The 23,432-nt window shown below is 64.7% G+C and carries 25 protein-coding genes and 1 tRNA gene; 11 read left to right on the top strand and 15 right to left on the bottom strand.

The window, feature by feature from the left end; all coding sequences use genetic code 11:
- Positions 1 to 177: 177 nt before the first annotated feature.
- Both MJ8_RS30965 and MJ8_RS30970 read right to left on the bottom strand, forming a co-directional pair.
- Positions 178 to 621 (bottom strand): hypothetical protein, encoded by a 444-nt coding sequence (locus tag MJ8_RS30965; protein WP_201412323.1) that lies wholly within the window; start codon positions 619 to 621, stop codon positions 178 to 180.
- 177 nt (positions 622 to 798) lie between these two features.
- Positions 799 to 874: transfer RNA gene (locus tag MJ8_RS30970), tRNA-Ala, on the bottom strand.
- Positions 875 to 1,065: 191 nt separating this feature from the next.
- Between MJ8_RS30970 and MJ8_RS30975 the strand changes: the two genes are divergently transcribed.
- Entirely contained in the window at positions 1,066 to 1,365 is a 300-nt protein-coding gene (locus tag MJ8_RS30975; protein ID WP_201412324.1) for a YggT family protein, read from the top strand.
- On the top strand, positions 1,365 to 1,676 hold the full coding sequence (locus tag MJ8_RS30980; protein ID WP_201412325.1) for a DUF167 family protein: 312 nt from the start codon (positions 1,365 to 1,367) through the stop codon (positions 1,674 to 1,676). Before MJ8_RS30975 ends, MJ8_RS30980 begins: the two co-directional genes overlap by 1 nt.
- 105 nt (positions 1,677 to 1,781) lie before the next feature.
- Here MJ8_RS30980 and MJ8_RS30985 read toward each other — a convergent pair whose 3' ends face one another.
- The 3 genes from MJ8_RS30985 to MJ8_RS30995 are packed head-to-tail and all read right to left on the bottom strand — an operon-like array spanning position 1,782 to position 4,511.
- On the bottom strand, positions 1,782 to 2,663 hold the full coding sequence (locus MJ8_RS30985; protein WP_201412326.1) for a MurR/RpiR family transcriptional regulator: 882 nt from the start codon (positions 2,661 to 2,663) through the stop codon (positions 1,782 to 1,784).
- A gap of 7 nt (positions 2,664 to 2,670) precedes the next feature.
- Complete coding sequence (locus tag MJ8_RS30990) at positions 2,671 to 3,738, bottom strand: ABC transporter ATP-binding protein (protein ID WP_201412327.1); 1,068 nt, start codon at positions 3,736 to 3,738, stop codon at positions 2,671 to 2,673.
- A 2-nt stretch (positions 3,739 to 3,740) separates the two neighbouring features.
- Positions 3,741 to 4,511 carry an SDR family NAD(P)-dependent oxidoreductase gene (locus tag MJ8_RS30995; protein WP_201412328.1) on the bottom strand — a complete coding sequence of 257 codons (771 nt, stop codon included), beginning with the start codon at positions 4,509 to 4,511 and terminating at the stop codon, positions 3,741 to 3,743.
- Between the two features lie 173 nt (positions 4,512 to 4,684).
- Between MJ8_RS30995 and MJ8_RS31000 the strand changes: the two genes are divergently transcribed.
- From MJ8_RS31000 to MJ8_RS31015, 4 genes are all read left to right on the top strand, one after another.
- Positions 4,685 to 5,917: an ABC transporter substrate-binding protein gene (locus tag MJ8_RS31000; RefSeq protein ID WP_201412329.1), complete on the top strand. Its 1,233-nt coding sequence runs from the start codon at positions 4,685 to 4,687 to the stop codon at positions 5,915 to 5,917.
- Positions 5,918 to 6,334: 417 nt separating this feature from the next.
- Complete coding sequence (locus tag MJ8_RS31005; protein ID WP_201412330.1) at positions 6,335 to 7,204, top strand: carbohydrate ABC transporter permease; 870 nt, start codon at positions 6,335 to 6,337, stop codon at positions 7,202 to 7,204.
- Positions 7,201 to 8,025 (top strand): carbohydrate ABC transporter permease, encoded by an 825-nt coding sequence (locus MJ8_RS31010; RefSeq protein WP_201412331.1) that lies wholly within the window; start codon positions 7,201 to 7,203, stop codon positions 8,023 to 8,025. The genes MJ8_RS31005 and MJ8_RS31010 overlap by 4 nt, the downstream gene beginning before the upstream one ends.
- A 23-nt stretch (positions 8,026 to 8,048) precedes the next feature.
- The gene (locus tag MJ8_RS31015) at positions 8,049 to 9,593 is read left to right on the top strand and encodes a M81 family metallopeptidase (RefSeq protein ID WP_201412332.1); all 1,545 of its coding nucleotides are present in this window, start codon (positions 8,049 to 8,051) and stop codon (positions 9,591 to 9,593) included.
- Positions 9,594 to 9,707: 114 nt separating this feature from the next.
- Here MJ8_RS31015 and MJ8_RS31020 read toward each other — a convergent pair whose 3' ends face one another.
- From MJ8_RS31020 to MJ8_RS31045, 6 genes are all read right to left on the bottom strand, one after another.
- On the bottom strand, positions 9,708 to 11,762 hold the full coding sequence (locus MJ8_RS31020) for a M3 family metallopeptidase (protein WP_201412333.1): 2,055 nt from the start codon (positions 11,760 to 11,762) through the stop codon (positions 9,708 to 9,710).
- 73 nt (positions 11,763 to 11,835) lie between these two features.
- Complete coding sequence (locus MJ8_RS31025) at positions 11,836 to 12,252, bottom strand: nuclear transport factor 2 family protein (protein WP_201412334.1); 417 nt, start codon at positions 12,250 to 12,252, stop codon at positions 11,836 to 11,838.
- Between the two features lie 10 nt (positions 12,253 to 12,262).
- The gene (locus MJ8_RS31030; RefSeq protein ID WP_201412335.1) at positions 12,263 to 12,904 is read right to left on the bottom strand and encodes a carbonic anhydrase; all 642 of its coding nucleotides are present in this window, start codon (positions 12,902 to 12,904) and stop codon (positions 12,263 to 12,265) included.
- 138 nt (positions 12,905 to 13,042) lie between these two features.
- Positions 13,043 to 13,819: a DUF429 domain-containing protein gene (locus MJ8_RS31035; RefSeq protein WP_201412336.1), complete on the bottom strand. Its 777-nt coding sequence runs from the start codon at positions 13,817 to 13,819 to the stop codon at positions 13,043 to 13,045.
- Between the two features lie 69 nt (positions 13,820 to 13,888).
- Positions 13,889 to 14,773 carry a pyridoxal kinase PdxY gene (gene pdxY, locus MJ8_RS31040; RefSeq protein WP_201412337.1) on the bottom strand — a complete coding sequence of 295 codons (885 nt, stop codon included), beginning with the start codon at positions 14,771 to 14,773 and terminating at the stop codon, positions 13,889 to 13,891.
- 63 nt (positions 14,774 to 14,836) lie between these two features.
- Positions 14,837 to 15,094, bottom strand: a complete 258-nt coding sequence (locus MJ8_RS31045; RefSeq protein ID WP_201412338.1) for a hypothetical protein — start codon at positions 15,092 to 15,094, stop codon at positions 14,837 to 14,839.
- 153 nt (positions 15,095 to 15,247) lie between these two features.
- Between MJ8_RS31045 and MJ8_RS31050 the strand changes: the two genes are divergently transcribed.
- The 5 genes from MJ8_RS31050 to ppa all read left to right on the top strand — a co-directional run bounded on the left by MJ8_RS31050 (position 15,248) and on the right by ppa (position 18,830).
- Complete coding sequence (locus MJ8_RS31050; protein WP_201412339.1) at positions 15,248 to 15,895, top strand: LemA family protein; 648 nt, start codon at positions 15,248 to 15,250, stop codon at positions 15,893 to 15,895.
- Between the two features lie 202 nt (positions 15,896 to 16,097).
- Complete coding sequence (locus tag MJ8_RS31055; RefSeq protein ID WP_201412340.1) at positions 16,098 to 16,916, top strand: TPM domain-containing protein; 819 nt, start codon at positions 16,098 to 16,100, stop codon at positions 16,914 to 16,916.
- Positions 16,917 to 16,922: 6 nt separating this feature from the next.
- The gene (locus MJ8_RS31060; RefSeq protein ID WP_201412341.1) at positions 16,923 to 17,561 is read left to right on the top strand and encodes a TPM domain-containing protein; all 639 of its coding nucleotides are present in this window, start codon (positions 16,923 to 16,925) and stop codon (positions 17,559 to 17,561) included.
- 102 nt (positions 17,562 to 17,663) lie between these two features.
- Positions 17,664 to 18,173: a GNAT family N-acetyltransferase gene (locus MJ8_RS31065; RefSeq protein ID WP_040991512.1), complete on the top strand. Its 510-nt coding sequence runs from the start codon at positions 17,664 to 17,666 to the stop codon at positions 18,171 to 18,173.
- A gap of 123 nt (positions 18,174 to 18,296) precedes the next feature.
- Positions 18,297 to 18,830: an inorganic diphosphatase gene (gene ppa / locus MJ8_RS31070; RefSeq protein WP_112128634.1), complete on the top strand. Its 534-nt coding sequence runs from the start codon at positions 18,297 to 18,299 to the stop codon at positions 18,828 to 18,830.
- Between the two features lie 41 nt (positions 18,831 to 18,871).
- Here the strand turns inward: ppa and MJ8_RS31075 are convergent, their stop codons facing one another.
- From MJ8_RS31075 to MJ8_RS31090, 4 genes are read right to left on the bottom strand one after another with little or no spacing between them, the layout of a single operon-like run.
- Positions 18,872 to 19,819 carry an ABC transporter permease gene (locus MJ8_RS31075; protein ID WP_201412342.1) on the bottom strand — a complete coding sequence of 316 codons (948 nt, stop codon included), beginning with the start codon at positions 19,817 to 19,819 and terminating at the stop codon, positions 18,872 to 18,874.
- A gap of 3 nt (positions 19,820 to 19,822) precedes the next feature.
- A complete protein-coding gene (locus tag MJ8_RS31080; RefSeq protein WP_201412343.1) occupies positions 19,823 to 20,800 on the bottom strand; it encodes an ABC transporter permease in 978 nt (325 codons plus the stop codon).
- A 1-nt stretch (position 20,801) separates the two neighbouring features.
- A complete protein-coding gene (locus tag MJ8_RS31085) occupies positions 20,802 to 22,265 on the bottom strand; it encodes a sugar ABC transporter ATP-binding protein (protein ID WP_201412344.1) in 1,464 nt (487 codons plus the stop codon).
- A 44-nt stretch (positions 22,266 to 22,309) separates the two neighbouring features.
- Positions 22,310 to 23,326: an ABC transporter substrate-binding protein gene (locus MJ8_RS31090; RefSeq protein ID WP_201412345.1), complete on the bottom strand. Its 1,017-nt coding sequence runs from the start codon at positions 23,324 to 23,326 to the stop codon at positions 22,310 to 22,312.
- Positions 23,327 to 23,432: the final 106 nt, after the last annotated feature.

The following is a 23,432-nucleotide window of genomic DNA, read 5'->3' on the forward strand; positions in this document are numbered from 1 at the left end:
TACACAGAGATTTTGAACGGCTGCCGTTTGTCTTGGTGTGAGATTTCCGTTCTGGTCCGTGAGACCCGGCGCAAACGCCGGAGATTGGCTGACGCCTCGCAATGTCGCCATTCCGTGGCCGGCGTTCGGCGCCCCGCCAGCGCCTTTTGCCGGCCATCCGCAAAGAGCGGGAGGCTTCTACCGCTTCAGCGCGATGCTCATTCCGCTGAGATCGGCGTTCACCTGCAGGCCGACCTGCCGGCCGGTGAGCTCGAGCTGGGCGCCCTTGTCATTGGTCATGACGATCACCTGTGCGCCTCTGCCCAGCGCCCCGCCGCCGCCGGCCGCGCCGTAGACGCCCGTCACGTCGCTGGCGCGTCTGATGTGGCGCACCCTGCCCTGGAAATAGGTCTTGGACGCGCCGAAGGCGAAGCCGCCCGAGACGCCGCCGATCGAGATCGGATAGCGCTTGCCATGAAAGGTCAGCGTGCCCTCGCCGCCGGAGCCGCCGATGAAGAAGGCCGCCTTGTAGACGGAAAAGCGGATCGTGCCGCTGTCGGCATGCGCGGCGCTGGCAATGCTCACGCCGACGGCGGCGATTGCCGCGACCGCGACGGAACGGAATTTGGACGAAATCTGCATGATGGTGACCTCCTCGCACATCGCCGCTTACCCAGCCGGCCGGGGCTTATCAACTTCAAAAGTATAGCTGAACCGTCTTGCCCCGCCATTGGTTCCAAGCGGCGGCCCGAAATCCGGCGGTAACGAAAAGGCGAGCGAGGAGGGCAAAGCCGACGGGAGGCTGCGGCGTGCGCTGGCTGGTGGAGCTGAGGGGGATCGAACCCCTGACCTCATCATTGCGAACGATGCGCTCTCCCAGCTGAGCTACAGCCCCGTTCCAGCGGATGGGCTTGTATCGGTCGCGGCCGTTTCATGTCAAGGCGAAACGATGGTCTGACGCCACGCCGTGGCCGGGCGGGCCTTGCATGCACGCCAAGCCCGCGGGCCTTGCCTGAACGCCAAGCCCGCGGGCCTTGCCCGCTCGCCAAGCAATGGCTACATGTCGGCGACAATTTGGAGACCGGCATGATCGCCCTTATTCAGACCATCGTCATGGCGCTTGATATCTACTGGTGGATCATCATCGCCTCGGCGATCTTTTCCTGGCTCTATGCCTTCAATGTCGTCAACTCGCGCAACCAGTTCGTCAGTTCCGTCGGCAACATGCTCTATCGGCTGACCGAGCCGGCCTTGCGCCCGATCCGCCGCTTCATGCCCGATCTCGGCGGCATCGACATTTCGCCGATCATCCTGCTTCTGATCATCTTCTTCATCCGGCAGTTCCTGATCACCACCGTCTGGTCCTGGGTGGTGGCCGGCGGCTGATGAGCCCGCCGTTTCGGCCGCGCGAGAACGGCATCGAGCTCTTCGTGCGGCTGACGCCGAAAGCCGCTCTCGACCGGATCGACGGCGTCGAGACCTCCGCCGACGGTCGCGGTCATCTCAAGGCGCGCGTGCGCGCCGTGCCGGAAAACGGCGCCGCCAACCAAGCGCTGGAACGGATGCTGGCCAAGGCGCTGCATGTGCCGGCGTCGGCCGTTTCGGTGGTCGCCGGCGGCACGGCGCGGCTGAAGACGCTGCGGGTCGTGGGCGATGCGGCTGAACTGGCGAAGAGCATCGAAGCTCTTTCCAGCTAGAGCAATTCCAGGAAAAGTGTGAGCGGTTTTCCGTCTGGAATTGCGTAAAAAACAAAGAGATAGAGCGGTTCGCCGTTTCCGTGAAACGGTGAAACGCTCTAGCCTTCAATCCCCCAGCGGCAGCTTCGGATCGTCCACCTTCAGCGTGTTCACGCTCTGCTTGATGCGGCGCAGATTCTCCAGCACTTTCGGTCCGCGCGATTCCGCCACCGTGGTGGCGATCATGTCGACGATGGCTAGAAGCGCGTAGCGCGACGAGGTCGGCTTGTAGATGTTGCCGTCCTCGACGGGCTGCAGGAAGATCACCGTGTCGGCGACCTTGGCCAGGGCCGAATCCGGCGCGGTGATGGCGACGGTGGCGGCGCCATATTGCTGGGCGACCTCGACGGCTTCGATCACCGAGCGCGCATAGCCCGATACCGAGAAGGCAAGCAGCGTCGTCTCCGCCGTCGCGACGGCTGCATACATGCGCTGCAGCTGGCCGTCGGTCTGGGCGAGCGCCGAGAGACCCAGCCGGAACAACCGGTTCTGCATCTCGGTCGCCATCATCGAGGAAATGCCGCCGGAGCCGATGCAGAGCACATTGCCCGAACCGGCGATGCGGGCGGCGACATCCATCAGCGTCGTCATGTCGAGGTTTTCGCTGGCGCGCTGAATGGCGGCGATCGCCGCCTCGGTGATGGCCGAGGCGATGCGCTGCTCGCGCGCGTCGCGGCTGAGCGGCTCGGGCGACAGATACTGGCCGCCTATGGCGATCGCCTGGGCGAGGTAGAACTTGAAATCGCGCAGTCCCTCGCAGCCGAGATTACGGCAGAAACGGGTGACCGTGGGCTCGCTGACGCCGACGCGCGCGGCGATCTCCGAGATCGCCGCCTTGGAGGCGAAATCGAGATCGGAAAGCACCAGTCCCGCCAGCCGGCGGTCCGACTTGGTGCCGTCCTGCGACATCAATTGCAGGCGGGTGATGATGTCGGCCGGGCTCCTCATCGTCTTCTCACAGCGGCAGGCCGGTCGCCTTGTCGAAGAGGTGGATGTTGCGCGGATCGACGCTCACCGGCAGCCGGTCGCCTGGCTTGACCTGCAGCCGGTCGCGGAACACCGCGCGCACCGTGTCGTCGCCGACAGAACCGTAGACATGGGTTTCCGAACCGGTCGGCTCGACCACGTCGACCTTGATGGCGAGGGCATCGTCACCGGCGCCGACGACGAAGTGCTCGGGCCGTATGCCGGCCTCGACCGTCCCGCTGCCGGGAGTTGCCTTGCCCGAGACCGCCAGCCGGCCGCCGCCGCTGGTCTCGAACCAGGACCTGGCCCCGGCCGTCTTCAGCGCGCCGGAAACAAAGCTCATCGACGGCGAGCCGATGAAGCCGGCGACGAACTTGTTGGCCGGCTTATCATAGAGCTCCAGCGGCTGCCCGACCTGCTGGATGCGGCCGCGGTCCATCACCACGATGCGGTCGGCCATGGTCATCGCCTCGATCTGGTCGTGGGTGACGTAGACGATGGTCGATTTCAGCCGCTGGTGCAGCGCCTTGATCTCGGTGCGCATCTGCACCCGCAATTGCGCGTCCAGATTGGAAAGCGGCTCGTCGAACAGGAACACCGAAGGCTCGCGCACGATGGCGCGGCCCATGGCGACGCGCTGCCGCTGGCCGCCGGACAGCTGCCGCGGATAGCGGTCGAGATAGGAGAAGAGGTTGAGCACGCCCGATGCCTTCTTCACCTTGTCGTCGATCGCCGCGCGGCTCTCGCCACGGATCTTCGGGCCGAAGCCGATATTGTCCGAAGCCTTCAGATGCGGGAACAGCGCGTAGGACTGGAACACCATGGCGATGTTGCGCTTCTGCGGCGGCAGGTCGTTGGCGCGCGTGCCGCCGATGACGAGATCGCCGGAGGTGATCGTCTCCAGTCCGGCCAGCATGCGCAAAAGCGTGGACTTGCCGCAGCCGGACGGGCCGACCAGCACGACGAATTCGCCGGTCCGGATGTCGAGGTTGATGTCCTCGAGGATCCTGTGCTGGCCGAAGGATTTCGACAGGTCGCGGAACTGGACGTCGGTCATGGTCACGCTCCCAATATGTCGTCGATGAAAGGCAGGTAACCGGCAGTCAGGCCGGCGTCGACCGGCACGACAGCGCCAGTTATGCCGGAAGCGCGGTCCGAGGCAAGGAAGGCAACCGCTTCGGCCACTTCCCGCGCGTCGACGATGCGGCCGAGCGGATAGAGCCGCTTCAGCCGGCCGAGGATTTCCGGATCCTTGGCCAGGCGGTGGTCCCAGGCGGCGGTGCGGATCGAGCCCGGACACACGACATTGGCGCGCAACCCGCTGCGGCCGAGCTCGACGGCGATCGACTTGGCATAGGCGTTGATGCCGGCCTTGGCCGCCGCATAGGCCGGATTGCCGAAATGCGCGATGGCGTTGACCGAGGAGATGAAGATGACGCTGCCCGAGCCGCGCTTCGACATCTCCTTGATCAGCGGATCGGCGAAAGTCATCACGCCGGTGAGGTTGAGGTCGAGTTCCTCCTCGATCTTGTCAGCCGTCAGCGCCTTCAACGTCTCGGCGCGCGTCCAGCCGGCATTGTTGATCAGGATGTCGGGAACGCCATCCTTGTCGAGCAAAGCGGGGATCGCCGCTTCGATCGAGGCCCGGTCGAGCAGGTTGAAGACATGCCGGGAGGTGACATGCCGGCTGGCCAGCGCCTCCGTCGACTGGTCGCAGCCGACGACGCGCGCGCCGCGCCCGGCCATGAGCTCGACGATCGCCGAGCCGAGCCCGCCGCCGGCGCCGGTGACGACTACGGTCTTGCCTTCGAACTCGGCTGTCGAACCCACGCTGCGCGCTCCTCCACCCCTTATTTTGAGCCGATACGCTACCCAAGCAAATGTAATTAAGCAACATGATAATCCGCTTGCGTACCGCCAAATGATGGATAATGTAGGAAAGTCACATAAATCCTGCGCCCAAGAAGGGGCAGGCGCCAATGCGCATCAATGGGAGAGATCAGATGAGCCTTGCGAAATGGACTGTCGGCCTGTTGGCCGGAATGAGCATGCTGGCTTTTGCGGCGCCTGCGGATGCCGGCGAGGTGCGCGTCACCGTCGCCGAATACAGCGCCAAGACCGGCCCCTATTTCGAAGCGGTGAAGAAGGAATTCGAGGCGGCCAATCCCGGCATCACCATCAAATATGAAGTGGTGCCGTGGGACGTGCTCCTGCAGAAGCTCACCACCGACATCACCGCCGGCACCAATGCAGACCTTTCGATCATCGGCACCCGCTGGCTGATCGACTTCGTGCAGCAGGATGTCGCCGAGCCGCTCGACAGCTACATCAAGCCCGAGTTCAAGGACCGCTTCATCGACACCTTCCTGTCGCCCTCGATCATGGACGGCCATACCTATGGCCTGCCGATCGCGGCTTCCGCGCGCGCCATGTATTACAACAAGGAGCTGTTCGAGAAGGCCGGCATCGCCAAGCCGCCGGCGACCTGGACCGAGCTGCAGGAAGACGCCCGCAAGATCAAGGCGATCGGCGCCTTCGGCTTCGGCCTGCAGGGCAAGGAGATCGAGACCGACGTCTACTACTACTATGCGATGTGGTCGCAGGGCACCGAGATCCTCAACAAGGACGGCACGTCCGGCCTGAGCACGCCCGGCGCGCTCGAAGCCGCCAAGCTCTACAAGTCGATGATCGACGAGGGCCTGACGGAACCCGGCGTCACCTCCAACAACCGCGAGGATGTGCAGAACCTGTTCAAGCAGGGCAAGGTCGGCATGATGATCACCGCGCCTTTCCTGTCCAACCAGATCAAGGAGGAAGCGCCGAATCTGAAGTACGGCGTCGCGGCCATTCCCGCAGGACCGACCGGCGCGCGCGGCACCTATGGCGTCACCGATTCGATCATCATGTTCAAGAACTCCAAGAACAAGGACGAGGCCTGGAAGCTGCTCGACTTCCTGTTCACCAAGGAGCAGCGCGCCAAGTTCACGCAGGGCGAAGGCTTCCTGCCGGTGAACAAGGAAGAGGCGAAGATGGACTATTACGTCAACAACGCCGATCTCGCCGCCTTCACCGCGCTTCTGCCCGATGCTCGCTTCGCTCCGGTCATCCCGGGCTGGGAGGAGATCGCCCAGATCACGTCGGACGCCATGCAGAAGATCTATCTCGGCAGCGCCAAGCCGGAAGACGCCTTGAAGGAGGCGGCCGACAAGGCAAACGCGGTGCTCAAGAAGAAATAAGGGCGTCTCTCCCTGCGCCCCGTGGCGCGCCCTACCCCCGCGGGGCGCGCCACATCTTTTAGGAAGGTGCTCGGTCGAATAGCCGGACGAACAGGTGGTCATCCCAAACAAAGGGACAAATCTTCGACGTCGGCCCCGCCCCTCATTACCCTGCCGGGCATTTCTCCCCGTATAGTGACGGAGAGAAAGAAGCTGGCCGCAACCTCGGAGCCGCGCCTGCAACGTTGGCGATTGGCGAAAGCGGCGGCGACAGCGTCCCTCTCCCCGTCACTATATGGGGAGAGGATGCCGGCAGACAGGTGAGGGGCAGCGCTAACGCCTGGAAAAGTATTCGAGACTAAGCGCCTGGAACAGGCGAGCATTGCATAAGCTGGCAAACCAGCACCGCCAACAACGCAACGCAGTACAAACCAGCCGATGCAAAATCGCTTCCTGCCCTATCTGCTGACGCTCCCCAGCCTGCTGCTCGCGGCGGTGGTGATCTTCTGGCCGGTCTGGGACCTGATCCAGATCTCGACGCACGACGTCAACCGCTTCGGCCAGTTGCGCGAGTTCAGCGGCCTTGGCAACTTCAGCGAACTGTTCGCCGATCCGGATTTCGTCGCGGCACTCTGGCGCACCGGCCTGTGGACCGTACTGGTCGTCGGCGGCGCGCTGTTGCTTTCGATCCCGGTGGCGATGATCCTCAACATGGATTTTTATGGCCGCGGCCTCGCCCGCGTCATCATCATGCTGCCCTGGGCGGTGTCGCTGACCATGACCGCGGTGGTCTGGCGCTGGGCGCTCAACGGCGAGAGCGGCATGCTGAATTCGGCGCTGATGAAGCTCGGCCTGATCAGCCAGAACATCCAGTGGCTGGCGAGCGCCGAGACCGCCTTCCCGATGCAGGTGCTGATCGGCATCTTGGTGACGGTGCCCTTCACCACCACCATCTTCCTCGGCGGCCTATCGTCGATCCCGGACGATCTCTACGAGGCGGCGGCGCTCGAGGGCGCAACGCCGTTGCAGCAGTTCCGCGAGATAACCTTTCCGCTGCTCAAGCCCTTCATCAACATCGCGATCGTGCTCAACACCATCTACGTCTTCAACTCCTTCCCGATCATATGGGTGATGACGCAAGGGGGGCCGGCGAACTCGACCGACATCCTGGTCACGCATCTCTACAAGCTCGCCTTCCGCATCGGCAAATTGGGCGAGGCGTCCGCCGTGTCGCTGGTGATGTTCGTGATCCTGCTGGTCTTCACCATGATCTATGTGCGCCTTGCCATGCGGGAGCAGCGCGCATGACGCCGAAGCTGAAACGCACCATCATAGCCTGGCTGCTGCTGGCGCCGTTGATCGTCGTGACGATCTTCCCCTTCGCCGTGATGTTCCTGACCGCCGTCAAGCCGCGCACCGAAGTGCTGACCCCCACCTGGTGGCCGAGCGAGTTCCGCTGGTCGAATTTCGCCGACATGTGGGTGGCGACCGGCTTCGGCCAGGCGCTTGTCAACTCGCTCTACGTGTCGGCGCTGGCGACGATCGGCGCCATCTTGATCTCGGTGCCGGCGGCCTATGCCATGTCGCGCTTCCGCTTTGCCGGCTACGGCGCATTCCGCCAGTTCCTTTTGATCTCGCAGATGATCTCGCCGATCGTGCTGGTGCTTGGCCTGTTCCGGCTGATGGCCGCCTGGGGCCTGGTCGAAAGCACCACCGCGCTCGGCTTCATCTACATGGCCTTCAACGTCGCCTTCACGGTGTGGATGCTGCAGAGCTATTTCGACACCATCCCGCGTGACCTCGAGGAAGCCGCCTGGATGGAAGGCGCCGGCCGCGGGCTGACCTTGCGCAAGGTCTTCCTGCCGCTCTGCCTGCCGGCGATCGCCGTGACGGCGATCTTCACCTTCATCAACGCCTGGAACGAGTTCGTGGTCGCGCTCACAATGCTGCGCAGCCAGGAAAGCTACACCCTGCCGATCCAGGTTTTCTCGCTCGTCGCCGGGCGCTATACGATCGAATGGCACCATGTCATGGCGGCCACGCTGCTGGCGACCCTGCCGGTGGCGATCCTCTTCATCTGGCTGCAGCGCTACCTCGTCCGGGGCCTCGCGCTCGGGGCCGTTAAATAGCTGCATCACCTCACGGAGCGTTCATGCGCATCTTCACCGCCTCGCTGGCGACGGAAACCAACACCTTCTCGCCGGTGCCGACCGACCGGGCCTCGTTCGAGATGGCATTCTACGCCGGCCCCGGAAAACATCCGGAGACTCCGACGCTGTGCTCCTCGCCGATCGTGGCGCTTCGCAAGCGTGCCGCGAAGGAAGGGCTAACCGTCATCGAAGGCACCGCCACCTGGGCCGAACCCGGCGGCCTGGTGCAGCGCCAAACCTATGAAGCGCTGCGCGACGAGATCCTCGACCAGCTCAAGGCGGCGCTGCCGGTCGATGCGGTGATCCTCGGCCTGCATGGCGCCATGGTGGCGCAGGGCTATGACGACTGCGAGGGCGATCTGCTGGAGCGCGTGCGCGCCATCGCCGGGCCGAAAGTGGTGATCGCCTCCGAATTCGATCCGCACAGCCATCTGACGCCGAAGCGCGTCGCGGCTTGCGATGTCATGGCCTATTTCCTCGAATTCCCGCACACCGATTTCTACGAGCGCGGCGAGCATGTGGTCGAGCTCGGCCTCGCCGCGGCGCGCGGCGAGATCAAGCCGGTGATCTCCACCTTCGACTGCCGCATGATCCAGGTGCTGCCGACCAGCCGCGAACCGATGCGCTCCTTCGTCGACAGGATCAAGGCGCTGCACGGCAAGGACGGCGTGCTGTCGGTCTCGGTCATCCACGGCTTCATGGCCGCCGACGTGCCCGAGATGGGCACGCGCATCCTGGTCGTCACCGACAACGACAAGGCCAAAGGCGACAAGCTCGCCGAAACGCTGGGGCGCGAGCTCTATGCGCTACGCGAGCAGACGGCGATGACGATGCTTCCCGCCTCGGCCGGCATCGAGCGGGCGCTGGCCGTGCGCGCGGAGCGCCAAGACAAGCCCGCGGTGATCGCCGACATCTGGGACAATCCGGGCGGCGGCGTGCCGGGCGACGGCACCATCGTGCTGCGTGAGCTGCTCGAGCGCGGCGTGACCAAGGTCGGCGTGGCGACGATCTGGGATCCGATCGCGGTGACCTTCTGCCATGCCGCCGGCGAAGGCGCGGTCATCGACCTGCGCTTCGGCGGCAAGGCCGGCCCCCAGGCCGGCGAGCCGATCGATGCGCGCGTCACGGTGCTGAGGACGGCCAACGAGGGTTGGCAAAGCTTCGGCCCGAGCCGCGTGACGCTGGGGCCATCTGCGGTGGTGCGCATCGAAGGCACCGAGGTCGACGTCATCTTGAACACCAACCGCACACAGACCTTCGAGCCCGATGTCTTTTCCAACATCGGCATCGATCCGATGGCGAAAGACATCCTGCTGATCAAGTCGACGAACCACTTCTACGCCGGCTTCGCGCCGATCGCCGCCGAGATCATCTATGTCGCGGCGCCGAGTTCCTATCCGAGCAATCCGGCGAAGACGGATTACAGGAAGCTGAACCGGGCTATATGGCCGAGGGTGGCGGATCCGTGGAAACAGCCCATCTCCCCCCTTGTGGGGGAGATGCCCGGCAGGGCAGAGGGGGGCGCGAAGGAACGCGACCTCACCTAGCCTTGGGCAGCGAACGAACCGAGGGCGGCCACTATGATGGACTGAAAGGTCGGCGGGACAGCGCCCCCCTCTGGCCTGCCGGCCATCTCCCCCACAAGGGGGGAGATCAGCCAATCACACCAGCCCCCGCTTCACCATCATCGCTTCCGGCGACGGCATCTTCCCGCGGAACGCCGTATAAAGCTCCTCCGGGTCCTTCGAGCCACCGGCGGCATAGATGTTCTTCCTGAGCCGCTCGGCGAGTTCCGGATTGAAGGCGTCGCCCGTCTCCTCGAAAGCCGAGAAGGCGTCGGCGTCGAGCACTTCCGACCACATGTAGGAATAATAGCCGGCTGAATATCCGTCGCCGGCGAAGACATGGCCGAAATGCGGGGTGCGGTGGCGCATCGCGATCGTGTCCGGCATATGCAGTTTTTCCAGCGTCTCGGCCTCGAAACGAAGCGGCTCGGCTGGCGCGTCCGCCTTTGCGTGATAGGCCATGTCGATCAGCGCCGAGGCGGTGAACTCGACCGTGGCGAAGCCGGCGCCGAAGGTGCGGGCAGCAAGCATCTTGTCGAGCAGGTCCTTCGGCATCGGCTTGCCGGTCTTGACGTGCAGCGCGTGCTTTTCCAGCACCGCCGGCACCGTCAGCCAATGCTCGTAAAGCTGCGAAGGCAACTCGACGAAATCGCGGCTGACGGAGGTGCCGGAGACCGACGGCCAGGTCACGTCGGTCAGCATGCCGTGCAGCGCATGGCCGAACTCGTGAAACAGGGTCTTCGCCTCGTCGACCGACAGAAGCGCCGCCCCGCCGGCCGGTGGCTTGGCGAAGTTCATGATGTTGTAGATCACGGGCTTCGAACCGTGACCGAGCTTGTAGCCGGATTTCAGCGCGCTCATCCAGGCGCCGGAGCGTTTTGACGGTCGCGCGAAATAATCGGCCAGGAACAGGCCGCGCTCGCTGCCGTCGCCATTCTTCACCAGGAAGACCCTGGCGTCGGGATGCCAGGCGGCGATGCCCTTTTTCTCCTCGAAACTGATGCCGAACAGTTTCGTCGCGACATCGAAACAGGCTTCGATGACGCGCTCGAGCTGCAGGTATGGCTTCAGCTCCGCCTCGTCGAAGGCGAATTTCTCGGCGCGCAGCTTCTCCTGGTAGAAGCGCCAGTCCCAGGCCGCGAACTTCTCGTTGCTGCCAGCTTCCGCCGCAAGCCGCTCCAGCTCTTTCTGGTCGGCGGCCGCTTTTTCCAGGGCCTTCTCCCACACAGGATCGAGCAGCTCGTGCACGGCTTTCGGCGTCTTCGCCATCGTGTCGTCCAGCTTGAGCGCCGCGAAGGAATCGTAGCCCAGAAGCTTCGCCTTCTCGGCGCGCAGCTTCAGCATGTCGCGCACGACATCGGTGTTGTCGGAAGCGCCGCCATTCTGGCCGCGCATGATGAAAGCTTTGAAGGCGATCTCACGCAGGTCGCGGCGTTCGGAAAAGGTCGAGAACGGCTCGTAGATCGAGCGCGACAGCGTCACCGCATAGCGGCCCTTCTGGCCGCGCATCTCTGCCGCTTCCGCCATGGCGCTCTTCAGGAAGTCCGGCAGGCCGGCAAGATCGGCCTCGTCGAGGAACAGCGCCCAGTCGCGCTCGTCGGCAAGCACGTTCTGGCCGAATTTGGTGCCGAGCGAGGAGAGTTCCTCATTGATCGCCGCGAGTCGCTTCTTGCCGTCGGCATCGAGCTTGGCGCCCGAGCGGACAAAGCCCTTCCAGGTCTTCTCGAGGACACGCAGTGTTTCGGCATCAAGCTTGAGGCTGTCGCGCCGCTGGTAGAGATCGTCGATGCGGGCAAACAGTTTTTCGTTCATCGAGATCGCCGAGAAATGCCTGGACATCTTCGGCGAAACCTCGCGCTCCATCGCCTGGATCGTGTCGTTGGTGTGAGCGCCGGCCCGGCACCAGAAGATCGACGAGACATGGTCGAGCGGCTCGCCGGCGAGTTCCAACGCGGCCAGCGTGTTGTCGATCGTCGGCGTCTCGCCGTTGCCGGCGATCGCGTCGATCTCGGCCTGGTGCGCCGCGAGCGCGGCGTCGAAGACCGGCCCGAAGTCATCGTCGCCGATGCGCGAAAAATCCGGCAGGCCGAGCGGCCCTTGCCAGACGGTCAGCGGATGAGCGGCGAGGTCGACGGTTTTTGAAGATGACATGAGCGATTCCGGTGAGTGGATGAGCGGTGCCTCGATGTAGGGCGACGTCCCACACCGCGCAACACGGCGGAGTTCAATAGCCGCTGCAATCCTGCGCCACCGCCGTCTGCGTGCTGGCGACGATGCGCCCGCCGGCGACGGTGAAGGTCTCGCGCATCAGCGTGTCGCTGCTGGGAAAATCATAGCAGGCGAGCACGGTGGTCTCGCCATTCTCGCTCTTTTCGATGCGATGGCGGATCGCCGCGCCCGCGACGGCGCCCTGCCATTCGTCGATCGAGGCGATGAACTCCTGCTTGGTCTGGACGACGCCGATGTCGTCGAGCTTCATGCGCACGTCGTCGGCAAGCAGCTCGGACAATTCGGTGCGGTCCGCGACCAGCAGCGCCGAATACCAGCGGTCGATGATGGCACCGTCATCGGCACTGGCGCGGACGAGCGAGGACATGAGCAGCGCCGCCGCCAGAATGATCCTCCAGCTGATCCGCCGCATGACCCCTCCCCTACAGCTCAGGCCGCTCGAAATCGCCGGTTTCCTTGTTCATCACCCACAGCTCCCCGGTCGAGATGTCGAACCATGCGCCGTAGAGCGAGAGCTTGCCCTTGCCTTCGAGGATCGAGACGCAGGGAAAGGTCCTGAGATTGGCGATCGAATAGCGGACGGAAATACGTTCCAGCGCCGTCTGGCGCTCGGTCGCCGTCATCATCGTGCTGGAGGCCACGGTCTCGGCGGCCGGCGCGATCAGACTCATCCATTTGCCGATGAAGTCGCCGGGCGATAGCGGCGAAGAATTGGTGTCGAGCGCGGCGCGGATGCCGCCGCAGCGGCCGTGGCCCATCACCACGATGTTCTTGACCTTCAGGCTCTGCACGGCGAATTCCAGCGCGGCCGAGGTCGAGTGATACTCGCCGTCCGGCTCATACGGCGGCACCAGATTGGCGACATTGCGCAGCACGAAGAGCTCGCCGGGGCCGGCATCGAAGATCGCTTCCGGCGCCGAGCGCGAATCGCAGCAGGCGACGATCATCGTCTCCGGCGCCTGGCCCTCGCGCGCCAGCGAGCGGTAGCGCCCGCTCTCGGCGGGATAGCGGCCATTCATGAAGTTGCGGTAGCCGGTGATCAGATGCTCGGGCAGATGCGGCATGGGCGGCTGAAGCCTTTCCGGGTTTGAGGCGGCAAGGTCGTGGCGATCAGAATGCCTGTAGCGGCAAAAGCCCGGTGTGAGCAATGCAGAATTGTCGGCGCTTGTGACGAAGCCATGCATCAGGCGCAAAAACCCGCGTCAGGCCCAGATAGCGACGGGGATGCCGAAACGGTCCAGCAGCGGAGGATCTGGCGAGGGACGCGCCTCGCCCCTGGCGATACGCCCGGCAATCAGCATCATCGCCGCCGCGTCGAGGAAGTCGTCGCTTGCGGCACCTCGCGGCGGCGCCTGATCGAGGAACGCTTTTTCGTAGCCATGCCGGCAAAGCAGCGCCTTGCGCTCCTCCATGCCGGCCGGGTTGACCGCGCCTTTGATCTTCTTCGGCAGCACCATCGCGGCGCCGCCGTTCAGCCGGCAGAACGCCACTTCCGGATGCGATTCGAAGACGCGCACGCGCAGTTCGGGCCGCGCGATCAACAGCTGATCGATCTCGCGGATCTTGGAAAAAATGCCGAAGGCCTGGATCGAGACGCCGCGCGGCGGGTCTGAGGTCTCCATCGCCACCGCGCTCGCCCGCCGGTGCGCCGCATACCAGGCCTCGATCGTGGTGAAGTCGCTGGTGTCGGCATAGAGCGCCGCCCGCGAGGGGATGGCGAAAACGCTCGACTGCCTTGCCCCGAGCTGCCGCCGCACCAGCGCTTCCGGCCCACGGCCACCCTTGCGCGAAAACTCCGGCAGGCCGATCGGCATGTCGACGGCGATCGTTGCGTCGGGCAACGCGTCGAGCAGTGCCTGGAAGCTCGGAAAGACCGAGACCGATGGCGCGGCGTCCGCTTCACGATGGACGGCGATCCAGCCGGCCTTGCAGCCGTCGACGCCTGCCAGAGTGGGATGCAAATTAGTAGAAGTTGGCATCCCGCTCTGGCTGCTTGTTTAGCCGCATTTTTGCGACGCCAAATTTCATTTGGCTGCAAAATGCTTGGTTCACGCCCGCTTGTCCCGCCCGGGATGGAGCAGATGCCGTAACTGCACCATGGCCATCGGATGCGCCAGGCTCTGCGCGTCGGTCTCGAGCTGAAGCTCGTCGCCGCCGCGCTTGGCGGTGCGGGCGAGGATCTCATAGACGGCCGCGGTCGTCGATTGCAGGGCCTTGACCGGCGCCAGGCCGGAAAGAACGCGCGCCAGATAGACCGCGGCGGTAAGGTCGCCGAGCCCATTCGGCGGTCTCTCGATCACGCGGTGCTCGGCAAGCAGCGCCTGGCTGCCGTCGAGCAGGAAATTGCCGGTGCCGCCGGCCATCATCGCCGGCGCCGAGGTCACCAGCATGGTCGAAGGCCCGGCGTGAAGGGCGGCTGCCGTCACCGCCTTGATGTCCGGCAGCGGCGCGCCCGCCATCCATTCGAGTTCATAGCGGTTTGGCGTGGCGATATCCGCGATCGGCATCAATTTGTCGCGCATGGCGGCGGCCGTCGGCTCCGGCACATAGAGCCCGCCAGAATCGCCCATCACCGGGTCGCAGACGTAAAGCGCGTTCGGCGTCCTTTTCTTGACGGCGGCGACCAGCGAGGCGACCGCATCGGCCTGGCCCGCCTCGCCGAGATAGCCCGACAGCACGGCCCGCACCTCGCCCAGCCAGGGCGCCCGCTCGAGATCGGCCATCAGCGCCTTGAACTGGTCGAGCGGCGGCACGATGCGGGTTGCGCGGCTGTGCCCCGGATGCCAGGGCAGGACGACGGTGGGCACCGCCCAGACCGGGAAGCCCAGCGTCTCCAGCGCGAACACCGCCGCGCGGTTGCCGACCGATCCGCGGGCGACATGGCTGGAGATGACGATGACCGCGCGCGGCGCGTCGGTTTTTTCTGCACTCATGCGGGTTGATTCCTAAGAGCAAGTCCAGGGAAAGTGTGTAGCGGTTTTCCGTCCGGAATTGCGTCAAAACAAAGTGCCACGCGTGGCGGCATACACCAGCCAGACCAATAGCCCAATGGCAATGACGAGGCCGAGCGTTCGGCCAATGCGGGTTCCCCAATATTCGATGGGATCGGCGCGGTCGGCGTCGGCGGCGGTTACATGGTCACGCGCATCCTTCGCCGCGCGTGTGATGAACGACGCGCCGCCCGGCGCCGTCTCGCGCGCCACGCGTTCGAGGATGCGGCGCGATTCGGCTTCGTCGTCCCGGCGCTCTGCCATGGCAAATGTCCTTTCTCGTCCGCAGCTTAGCCTGTCCGCGCTGACATTTACAGTGGCGTGCGGTCGAGCCGGGGCAGGCGTCATCAGCCGGGCATTTTCTTGCGCGTGGATTGTGGTAATGCTTCGCATGCAACTTCTGTCGAGGGACCAATCATGATCACCGAGCGCCTCTCACTACCCTCCCGCTTCCGCAGCCTGCCCGCCTTCCTGGTGATGGCTTTCGTGCTGCCGCTGCTTGCCGGCTGCGGCTACAACACCATTCCGACCGCGGAAGAGAACGCCCATGCGGCCTGGAGCGAGGTGCTCAACCAGTATCAGCGCCGCTCCGACCTGATCCCGAACCTGGTCGAGACGGTGAAGGGCTACGCCTCGCATGAGAAGGACACGCTCGACGCGGTGGTCGAGGCGCGCGCCAAGGCGACGCAGATCACGGTGACGCCGGACACGCTGAAGGACCCCGAAGCGCTGAAGAAGTTCCAGGATGCCCAGGCTGGGCTGACCAGCGCGCTGTCGCGGCTGATCGCCGTGTCGGAAGCCTATCCCGATCTCAAGGCCAACCAGAATTTCCTCGCCCTGCAGGCGCAGCTCGAAGGCACCGAGAACCGCATCGCAGTCGCGCGGCGCGACTACATCCAGGCGGTCAGGGATTACAATCTGACGCTGAAGACCTTCCCGTCCGTGCTGTGGGCGACCTTCTGGTTCCGCGGCAATCAGCCCTTTGCCAACTTCACCGTCGAGGAGGACAAGATGCAGGTGCCGAAGGTCGATTTCGGCACGAGCACCACCAAACAGGGCGGCTAAAGGCTCCGGCTGAATCTGATCGAGCTTGCAGGCCTTGAGTTCCTTCACACCCCCCTCTGTCCTGCCGGACATCTCCCCCGCAAGGGGGGAGATCGGCAGCTTGACCGCCGGATCTCCCCTTCCAACGTTGGAGATTTGCGAAGGTGGGCGTGACATCCAATCTCCCCCCTTGCGGGGGAGATGTCCGGCAGGCCAGAGGGGGGTGCCTCGCGCCTACCTCGCTTTTCTTGGCCTTCTTGCCTTTTTCCTCCTCCCCGTCGCCGCCTTCGCCGCCGACCTTCCCGCCCTCACCGGCCGCGTCGTCGACAATGCCGGCATCATCGATGCCGGCACCCGGGCGGCGCTGACGCAGAAGCTCGCCGACTTCGAGACAAAAGGCTCCGACCAGATCGTCGTCGCCACCATACCCAGCCTCGGCGGCGAGGAGATCGAGCCCTACGCAAACCGGCTGTTCCGCTTCTGGAAGCTCGGCCAGGCCAAGGAAAACAACGGCGTGCTGCTGCTCGTCGCCCCCAACGACCGCAAGATGCGCATCGAGGTCGGCTACGGGCTTGAGGGCACGCTGACGGACCTTCACACCAAGCTGATCATCGAGAACGACATGGTGCCGGCCTTCCGCGCCGGTGACTTCTCCGGCGGCATCACCAAGGCCGTCGACGACATGATCATGGTGCTTGAGGGCAATCCGGAGGAGCTCGAGGCGCGCGGCAAGCGCAACGAGCAGGCGCCGTTCAATTCCGACGACCTGTTCTTCGCCATCTTCATCACCATCTGGGCGCTCATCTTCTTCGGCGGCATCGCCATGACGATCCTGCCGCCGATCTTCGGCCAGAAGATCGGACCGGGCCGCTACCGCTGGCTGGGCATGACCTTCGATCAGAACCGACGCTCTTCCTCGGGCGGCTGGTCGTCCGGCGGCGGAGGCTGGTCGTCGGGCGGTGGTGGCTGGTCCTCGGGTGGCGGCGGATTTTCCGGCGGCGGCGGCTCGTCCGGCGGCGGCGGCTCTTCGGGAAGCTGGTGACGCACCATGGCAACACGACCGATCAGCGCCGAGGATCATGACCGCATCGCCGAGGCGATCCGGACGGCCGAGCTGAAGACCGACGGCGAGATCTATTGCGTCGTCGCGAGAGCCAGCGACGGCTATTTCTTTCCGGCCGCATTCACCGCCACGATCGGCCTTTTCATCGCGAGCCTCGCCGTCGCCTACGGGCTGGAGGGCCTGTGGCTCACCATCCGGCTGCCGCATTTCGTGCTGGCGCAGCTGCTGGCGCTGGCCTCGGTGTTCGCCCTGCTCTGGTTCCTGCCCGTCTTGCGCATTCATTTCGTGCCGCGAAGGCTGCGCTATCAGGCCGCGCACGCCAATGCGATGAAGCAGTTCCTGGCCCGCAACGTCCACCGCACGCAGGCGCGCACCGGCGTGCTCATCTTCGTCTCCATCGCCGAGCGCTATGCCGAGGTCGTCGCCGACTCCGGCATCGACGCCAAGGTCGGCCAGCATGTCTGGGACGGCGTGGTGCGCGACCTCACGAAGCACGCCGGCGACGACCGGCTGGCCGATGGCTTCGTAAAAGCCGTCGAATCGGTCGGCGCGGTGCTCGCCGAATATTTCCCGGTCACCGAGGGCGACACCAACGAACTCGACGATCATCTCGTCGAAATCTGACAATAGCTTCGGCCGGCGACATGTCTTTCGCCTGTGCGAAAGCGTCGGGACGTGTTGGGGACTCTTTGCAATCGGACGAGGCGGGTTTATGGTTAACCAATCATGAACACGCTGACCATCGACATACGGAAGGCAGAACCGCGCGACGCGAGCGCCATCGCCGAGGTGCACCAGCAGGCTTGGCGCGGCGCCTATTCGGGCATCATCCCGCACCGCACGCTGACCTCGATGATCAACCGTCGCGGCGTCGACTGGTGGGCCAACGCGATTCGCCGCGCCGCCACGGTGCTGGTGGTCGAGATCGGCGGGACGGTTGCCGGCTATGCCACGATCGGCAAGAACCGCGCCCGCGAGCTCCGCCAGCAGGGCGAGATCTACGAGCTCTATCTGCGGCCGGAATATCAGGGCATCGGGCTCGGCAGCCGGCTGTTCAAGGCGGCCAAGGCGCGCCTTGCCGACCATGGCCTGCGCGGCCTCGTGGTGTGGGCGCTGGAAGACAACCACAACGCCTTGGCCTTCTATGCCGGCAATGGCGGCCGCGATATCGCCGAAGGCGTCGAAGTCTTCGAGCAGAAGGCGCTTAAGAAAGTGGCTTTCGTCTGGAATGACTAACCTCGCCTAGGTTACAATTCATCACAAACTGTGCGCTTTCATTAGCGTTCAGTGCTATTCGCCGCATTGCACCATGACGCTTCGCCCGCTATCGGTCTTTTCAATCGAGAGAGGGATTTAGCCATGCGTATCGAAGCCGTGCCCACCGGGAAGAACCCGCCTGACGACGTCAACGTCATCATCGAGGTGCCGATCGGCGGCGAGCCGATCAAATACGAGATGGACAAGGAGGCCGGCACTTTGTTCGTCGACCGTTTCCTGCACACCTCTATGCGCTATCCAGGCAATTACGGCTTCGTGCCGCACACGCTGTCGGGCGACGGCGACCCTATCGACGTCCTGGTCTGCAACACCCGCGCGCTCGTGCCGGGTTGCGTCATCAATGTGCGGCCGATCGGCGTCCTGATCATGGAAGACAATGCCGGCCAGGACGAGAAGGTGATCGCCGTCCCTTCGCCCAAGCTGACGCTGCGCTACGAGAACGTCACCGAATACACGCATCTGCCGGAGATTACCCGCCAGCAGGTGCAGCACTTCTTCGAGCACTATAAGGACCTCGAGCCCGGCAAATGGGTCAAGATCGAGGGCTGGCATGATTCCAAATACGCCAAGAAGATGATCGTCGACGCGATCGCGCGGGCCAAGGCCGCCAAATAAGGCGGGGCTCTCGCCTTATCGCGAGACGGTGGGCGGAATCCTCACCGCACCGCCTTCTCGCCGCCGGCCGCCGTGATCACCCCGACGATGATCAGCCCGGTCAGCACCAGCCGCACGCCGGCGCTGACGCCGAAGGTGTTGAGCATGGTGAGCAGCAGCACCAGGAACAGCCCGGCGCCCCAGACGCCGGGTACGTTCGCCTTGCCGCCGGCCACCGAGGTGCCGCCGATGACCACGACCGCGATCGAGGCAAGCAGATATTCGTTGCCGATATCGACATTGGCGCCGCGGAAATAGCCGGCGAGCAGCGCCCCGTCGATGCCGCCCAGCGCCCCGCACAACGTGTAGGTGAGGAAGCGGATGCGGCCTATAGGGACGCCGGCGAGCCAGGCGGCGCGGATATTCTGGCCGATCGCCAGCACCGAGCGGCCATAGATCATGCGCTGCAGCGCAAGTGCGGCGCCGACGGTGAAGACCACCGTCAGCAGCGCCAGTAGCGGAACGCCCAGCACCTGTCGGTTGGTGAAGTCGGCGAAGCCCGGCGGCGGCTTGATCTGTAGGCCCCGGCCGTAGCTGATGTCGACCGACTGGATGATGAAGCTCGCCGACAGCGTCGCGATGATCGGCGGGATGCGCAGCGCCCAGATCAAGAGATAGTTGATGGCGCCGATGGCCGCCCCGCAGGCGAGCGCGGCAAGCAGCCCGACGACGATCATCGAATCGCTGCCGCCCATCACCTTCATGGCGACCGCGCTTGCGAGCCCGATATTGGCCGGCAGCGACAGGTCGACATTGCCCGGCCCCAGCGTGATGACGAACATCTGGCCGACGCCGACGATGACCGTGAAGACGGCGAGCGAAAGCGCCGCCGTGACCATGCCGCCGGCGCCGTAGCCGCCGGTGAAGATGACCGTCACCACCCACACGACGAGCGCGCCGGCGAAAGACCAGAGCCAGGGTTTTTCAAGCAGGGTGCGCATTGAGGTCATCGCTCACCGCTCCCTGCGGCTGATCAGCACCCGAGCCGCCAGCACGATGATCAGGATCGCGCCATTGGCGGCGACCTGCCAGTCGGGCGGGATGTGCATGAAGGTCAGAAGAGGCGAGGCTGCGAGCGCCAGCGTCAGCGCACCGATGACCGCGCCGATCGGCGACACGCGGCCGCCGACGAACTCGCCGCCGCCGAGGATGACGCCGGCGATCGAAAGCAGCGTGTAGCCGTTGCCGATATTGGCGTCGGCCGAGGTGGTGATGCCGATCAGCGCCATGCCGGACAGAACGCCGAACAGCCCGGTCAGCGCGAACAGCACGATCTTGGTGCGAAGCAGCGACCAGCCGGCGCGCCTGAGCGCCGCGGCATTGCCGCCGGAGCCGCGCAGGATGACGCCATAGGACGTGCGCATCAGGCCGAAATGCACGACCGCGGCGATGATCAGTGCGGCAAGGATCGGGAATGGGATGTAAGGCGGCTTGAAGGACATGATCGCAAGCAGCCAGTCTGGCGCCTTGCCGCCGGGCTTGGGCAGGATGAGGATGGCAAGCCCTTGCCAGACGAAGCTCATGCCGAGCGTCACCACGATGGACGGCAAATTGCGCAGATGGATCAGCGCGCCGAGCAGCGCATAGGCGCCGATCGAGCCGAGCAGCACGACAATGCCCAGCAGCGGCGCCTCCCTCAGCCAGGTCGCGGTGACGCAGCCGACGAAACCGACGAAGGTGCCGATCGAGAGATCCAGCTCGTTGCCGGCGATGACGAACATCTGCGCGATCGTCGCCAGCGCGATCGGGATCGCCAGGTTGAGCATCAGGTTGAAGCCGAAATAGCTGATGGCGCGCGGGTTGAGCCAGGCGATGGCGATGAGCACCAGCGCCAGCGACAAGGCCGGCAGAAGGCCGCGCAGCAGGCGCGCCCGGGCGGCGCTGCCGCGCGGTGACGATTTCGGGAGCGTGCCGGGAGCGATCGCGGTCATCTCAGGCCGCATCGCCGAACGAGGACTGGATGATCTTTTCCTCCGTCAACTCGTCGCGGCCGAGATTGGCGACGATGCGGCCGTTCTTGAAGACATAGACATGGTCGCAATTGTCGAGCTCTTCGGTCTCGGTGGTGTACCAGAGGAAGGTCCGGCCCTTGGCGGCCTCCTCGCGCACCAGGTCATAGACTTCGAGCTTGGTGCCGATATCGACGCCGCGCATCGGGTCATCCATCAGCACGATCTCGGCGTCGGAGCCGAGCGCGCGCGCAAACAGCGCCTTCTGCTGGTTGCCGCCCGACAGCGAATAGATGTTGTTGTTCATATCCGGCGTGCGGATGCCGATCTTCTTCTTCCAGAATTCGGCGAGCTCCGCCTCGCGCTGCGGCGAGATCAAAAGGCCGTTGCGCAGCCGGGCCAGCGAGCGGATGCCGATGTTCTGGGCGATCGACCATTGTGAAAAGATGCCGTCCGACTGGCGGTCGCCGGCGACCAGCGCCACGGGCGCGGTGACCTCGATGCCGGCCTTGGCGCGGGCGGCCGCCGAGAAAATCGCCAGCAAAAGGTCAGTCTGGCCATGCCCGGCAAGCCCGGCAAGGCCGATGATCTCGCCGGCGCGGGCGACAAGCTCCTTGTCGTCCTGCTGTCTGGCCGGACGCGCGCGAACCCTGAGCGCGCCGGCCTCGATTTTCCGGGCTTCGGCGGCGGCCTTCTGATGTCCTTCGGCGCCGCCCATGGCGGCGACGAGCTTGTCGCGGTCGAAAACAGCAGCGGCATCGGCCGCAACCACCTTGCCGTCGCGCATCACCACGATGCGGTCGGCATTCTGCAACACCTCCCCCAGCACATGCGAGATCAGGATGCAGCTTCCGCCCTGCTCGACGAAACGACGGACGAAGGAAAGCAACTGTCCCGCCGTATGCGCATCCAACGAGGAGGTCGGCTCGTCGAGGATGACGAGATGCAGCGGCTCGCGGGTGAGCGTGAAGGCGCGCGCCACCTCGACCATCTGCCGCCGCCCGATCGAAAGGTCGCCGGCGATGTCGTCCGCCGAAATGCCGTGGTCCGGAAAGATCTCGTCGAGCTTGGCGCGGATGAGATCGGCGGCTCTGCGCCGCCAGCCGAAGCCGGCAAGCGAGGGATGGTTGATGCGGGTGTTCTCGGCGACGCTGAGATTGGGGCAGAGCGACAGCTCCTGGAAGACGCAGCGTATGCCGAGTTCCAGCGCACGGGCCACGGAATAGCTCGCCTCCTGATTGCCGCGCACGGCGATCTGCCCGCCATCCGGCCGCAGCGTGCCGGCCACCATATGCATGAGCGTCGACTTGCCGGCGCCGTTATGACCGACGAGCCCGACGCATTCGCCGGCGCCGACATGGAAGTCGACGCCGTTAAGCGCCCGAACGGCGCCGAAATGCTTTTCGGCGCCGTTCAGTCTGACGATATCCGCAACAGCCTGAAGCATCCTCAACTTATCCGGTTGGCGATGCGGCCCGCAATGTCGCGCCGCTATTGCTTGATGTTGGCCTTGATGGCCGCGAGAGCCTCTTCCTGCGTGTATTCGTGCGTGGCGACGCCGCCTTCCTTGATCTTCGGCAGCGCGGCCTCGAAATCGTCCTGGGTGAAGGCGAGATAGGGCACCAGGAGGTCGTGCGGAATGTCCTTGCGTCCGTCGAGCACCTGCTGCGCCACCCAGAAGGCGAGCGTCGAGACGCCAGGGGCGATCGAGGCCGACCAGGTCTTGTAGCCGTCCTTCTCTTTCTGCTCCTTCCACCATTTCAGCTCGTCCTGGCGGTTGCCCATGATGATGGTCGGCCGCGGCTTGCCGGCGGCGGCGAAGGCTTGCGCGGCCCCATATCCGTCGCCGCCCTGGTCGACGATGCCGACGATGTCCGGCAGCGACGGCAGGATGGTCGCCACCGCCTTCTGCGCCGTCGTCTGGTCCCAGTCGCCGGTCACCGAGCCGACGATCTTGAACTCGGGATGCGCGGCGACGCCTTCGAGGATGCCGGCATGGATGGCATCGTCGATCGAGGTGCCGGCGAGGCCGCGGATTTCCAGCAGATTGCCGCCCTTCGGCTGGAATTTCGCCATCTGCTCTACTTCCTGCTTGCCCATATCCTTGAAGTCGACGACGACACGGTAGGCGCAGGGCTCGGTGACGATGCCGTCGAAGGAGACGACGACGATACCGGCATCGCAGGCCTGCTTGATGGCGCCGTTGAGCGCATCCGGCGAAGCGGCGTTGATGACGATGGCGTCGTAGCCCTGCAGGATCAGGTTCTGCACCTGCGCCGCCTGCGTCGGCACTTCCTTGTCGGCGGTGGTGAAGACGTCCGCCGCGGCGACGATCTTGTCGTCGACCGCCTTCTTGGTGACGATGCCGTAGCTGTCGAGCATCGCCTGGCGCCACGAATTGCCGGCATAGTTGTTGGAGAAGGCGATCTTCTTGCCGCTGGTATCGGCAAGCGCGGTGCCCGAGGCGAGCATCGCCGCGAACGCACTTAAAACGAGCAGTTTCTTCATAGGTTTCCTCCCGGGGTTGCTGGTCTTAAACGGATGGTCGTAACGCGAATTACCTGTTTTTTATCTATTGTCAGACAAATTCAGAGGAACCGCAAGGTGTCAACTG

The organism is Mesorhizobium sp. J8 (assembly GCF_016591715.1).
GTDB lineage: Bacteria > Pseudomonadota > Alphaproteobacteria > Rhizobiales > Rhizobiaceae > Mesorhizobium.

Coding starts and splice junctions, on each gene's coding strand:
- MJ8_RS30965 (WP_201412323.1), bottom strand. CDS start 621: ATGCAGATTTCGTCCAAATTCCGTTCCGTCGCGGTCGCGGCAATCGCC.
- MJ8_RS30975 (WP_201412324.1), top strand. CDS start 1,066: ATGATCGCCCTTATTCAGACCATCGTCATGGCGCTTGATATCTACTGG.
- MJ8_RS30980 (WP_201412325.1), top strand. CDS start 1,365: ATGAGCCCGCCGTTTCGGCCGCGCGAGAACGGCATCGAGCTCTTCGTG.
- MJ8_RS30985 (WP_201412326.1), bottom strand. CDS start 2,663: ATGAGGAGCCCGGCCGACATCATCACCCGCCTGCAATTGATGTCGCAG.
- MJ8_RS30990 (WP_201412327.1), bottom strand. CDS start 3,738: ATGACCGACGTCCAGTTCCGCGACCTGTCGAAATCCTTCGGCCAGCAC.
- MJ8_RS31000 (WP_201412329.1), top strand. CDS start 4,685: ATGAGCCTTGCGAAATGGACTGTCGGCCTGTTGGCCGGAATGAGCATG.
- MJ8_RS31005 (WP_201412330.1), top strand. CDS start 6,335: ATGCAAAATCGCTTCCTGCCCTATCTGCTGACGCTCCCCAGCCTGCTG.
- MJ8_RS31010 (WP_201412331.1), top strand. CDS start 7,201: ATGACGCCGAAGCTGAAACGCACCATCATAGCCTGGCTGCTGCTGGCG.
- MJ8_RS31015 (WP_201412332.1), top strand. CDS start 8,049: ATGCGCATCTTCACCGCCTCGCTGGCGACGGAAACCAACACCTTCTCG.
- MJ8_RS31020 (WP_201412333.1), bottom strand. CDS start 11,762: ATGTCATCTTCAAAAACCGTCGACCTCGCCGCTCATCCGCTGACCGTC.
- MJ8_RS31025 (WP_201412334.1), bottom strand. CDS start 12,252: ATGCGGCGGATCAGCTGGAGGATCATTCTGGCGGCGGCGCTGCTCATG.
- MJ8_RS31030 (WP_201412335.1), bottom strand. CDS start 12,904: ATGCCGCATCTGCCCGAGCATCTGATCACCGGCTACCGCAACTTCATG.
- MJ8_RS31035 (WP_201412336.1), bottom strand. CDS start 13,819: ATGCCAACTTCTACTAATTTGCATCCCACTCTGGCAGGCGTCGACGGC.
- pdxY (WP_201412337.1), bottom strand. CDS start 14,773: ATGAGTGCAGAAAAAACCGACGCGCCGCGCGCGGTCATCGTCATCTCC.
- MJ8_RS31045 (WP_201412338.1), bottom strand. CDS start 15,094: ATGGCAGAGCGCCGGGACGACGAAGCCGAATCGCGCCGCATCCTCGAA.
- MJ8_RS31050 (WP_201412339.1), top strand. CDS start 15,248: ATGATCACCGAGCGCCTCTCACTACCCTCCCGCTTCCGCAGCCTGCCC.
- MJ8_RS31060 (WP_201412341.1), top strand. CDS start 16,923: ATGGCAACACGACCGATCAGCGCCGAGGATCATGACCGCATCGCCGAG.
- MJ8_RS31065 (WP_040991512.1), top strand. CDS start 17,664: ATGAACACGCTGACCATCGACATACGGAAGGCAGAACCGCGCGACGCG.
- ppa (WP_112128634.1), top strand. CDS start 18,297: ATGCGTATCGAAGCCGTGCCCACCGGGAAGAACCCGCCTGACGACGTC.
- MJ8_RS31075 (WP_201412342.1), bottom strand. CDS start 19,819: ATGACCTCAATGCGCACCCTGCTTGAAAAACCCTGGCTCTGGTCTTTC.
- MJ8_RS31080 (WP_201412343.1), bottom strand. CDS start 20,800: ATGACCGCGATCGCTCCCGGCACGCTCCCGAAATCGTCACCGCGCGGC.
- MJ8_RS31085 (WP_201412344.1), bottom strand. CDS start 22,265: ATGCTTCAGGCTGTTGCGGATATCGTCAGACTGAACGGCGCCGAAAAG.
- MJ8_RS31090 (WP_201412345.1), bottom strand. CDS start 23,326: ATGAAGAAACTGCTCGTTTTAAGTGCGTTCGCGGCGATGCTCGCCTCG.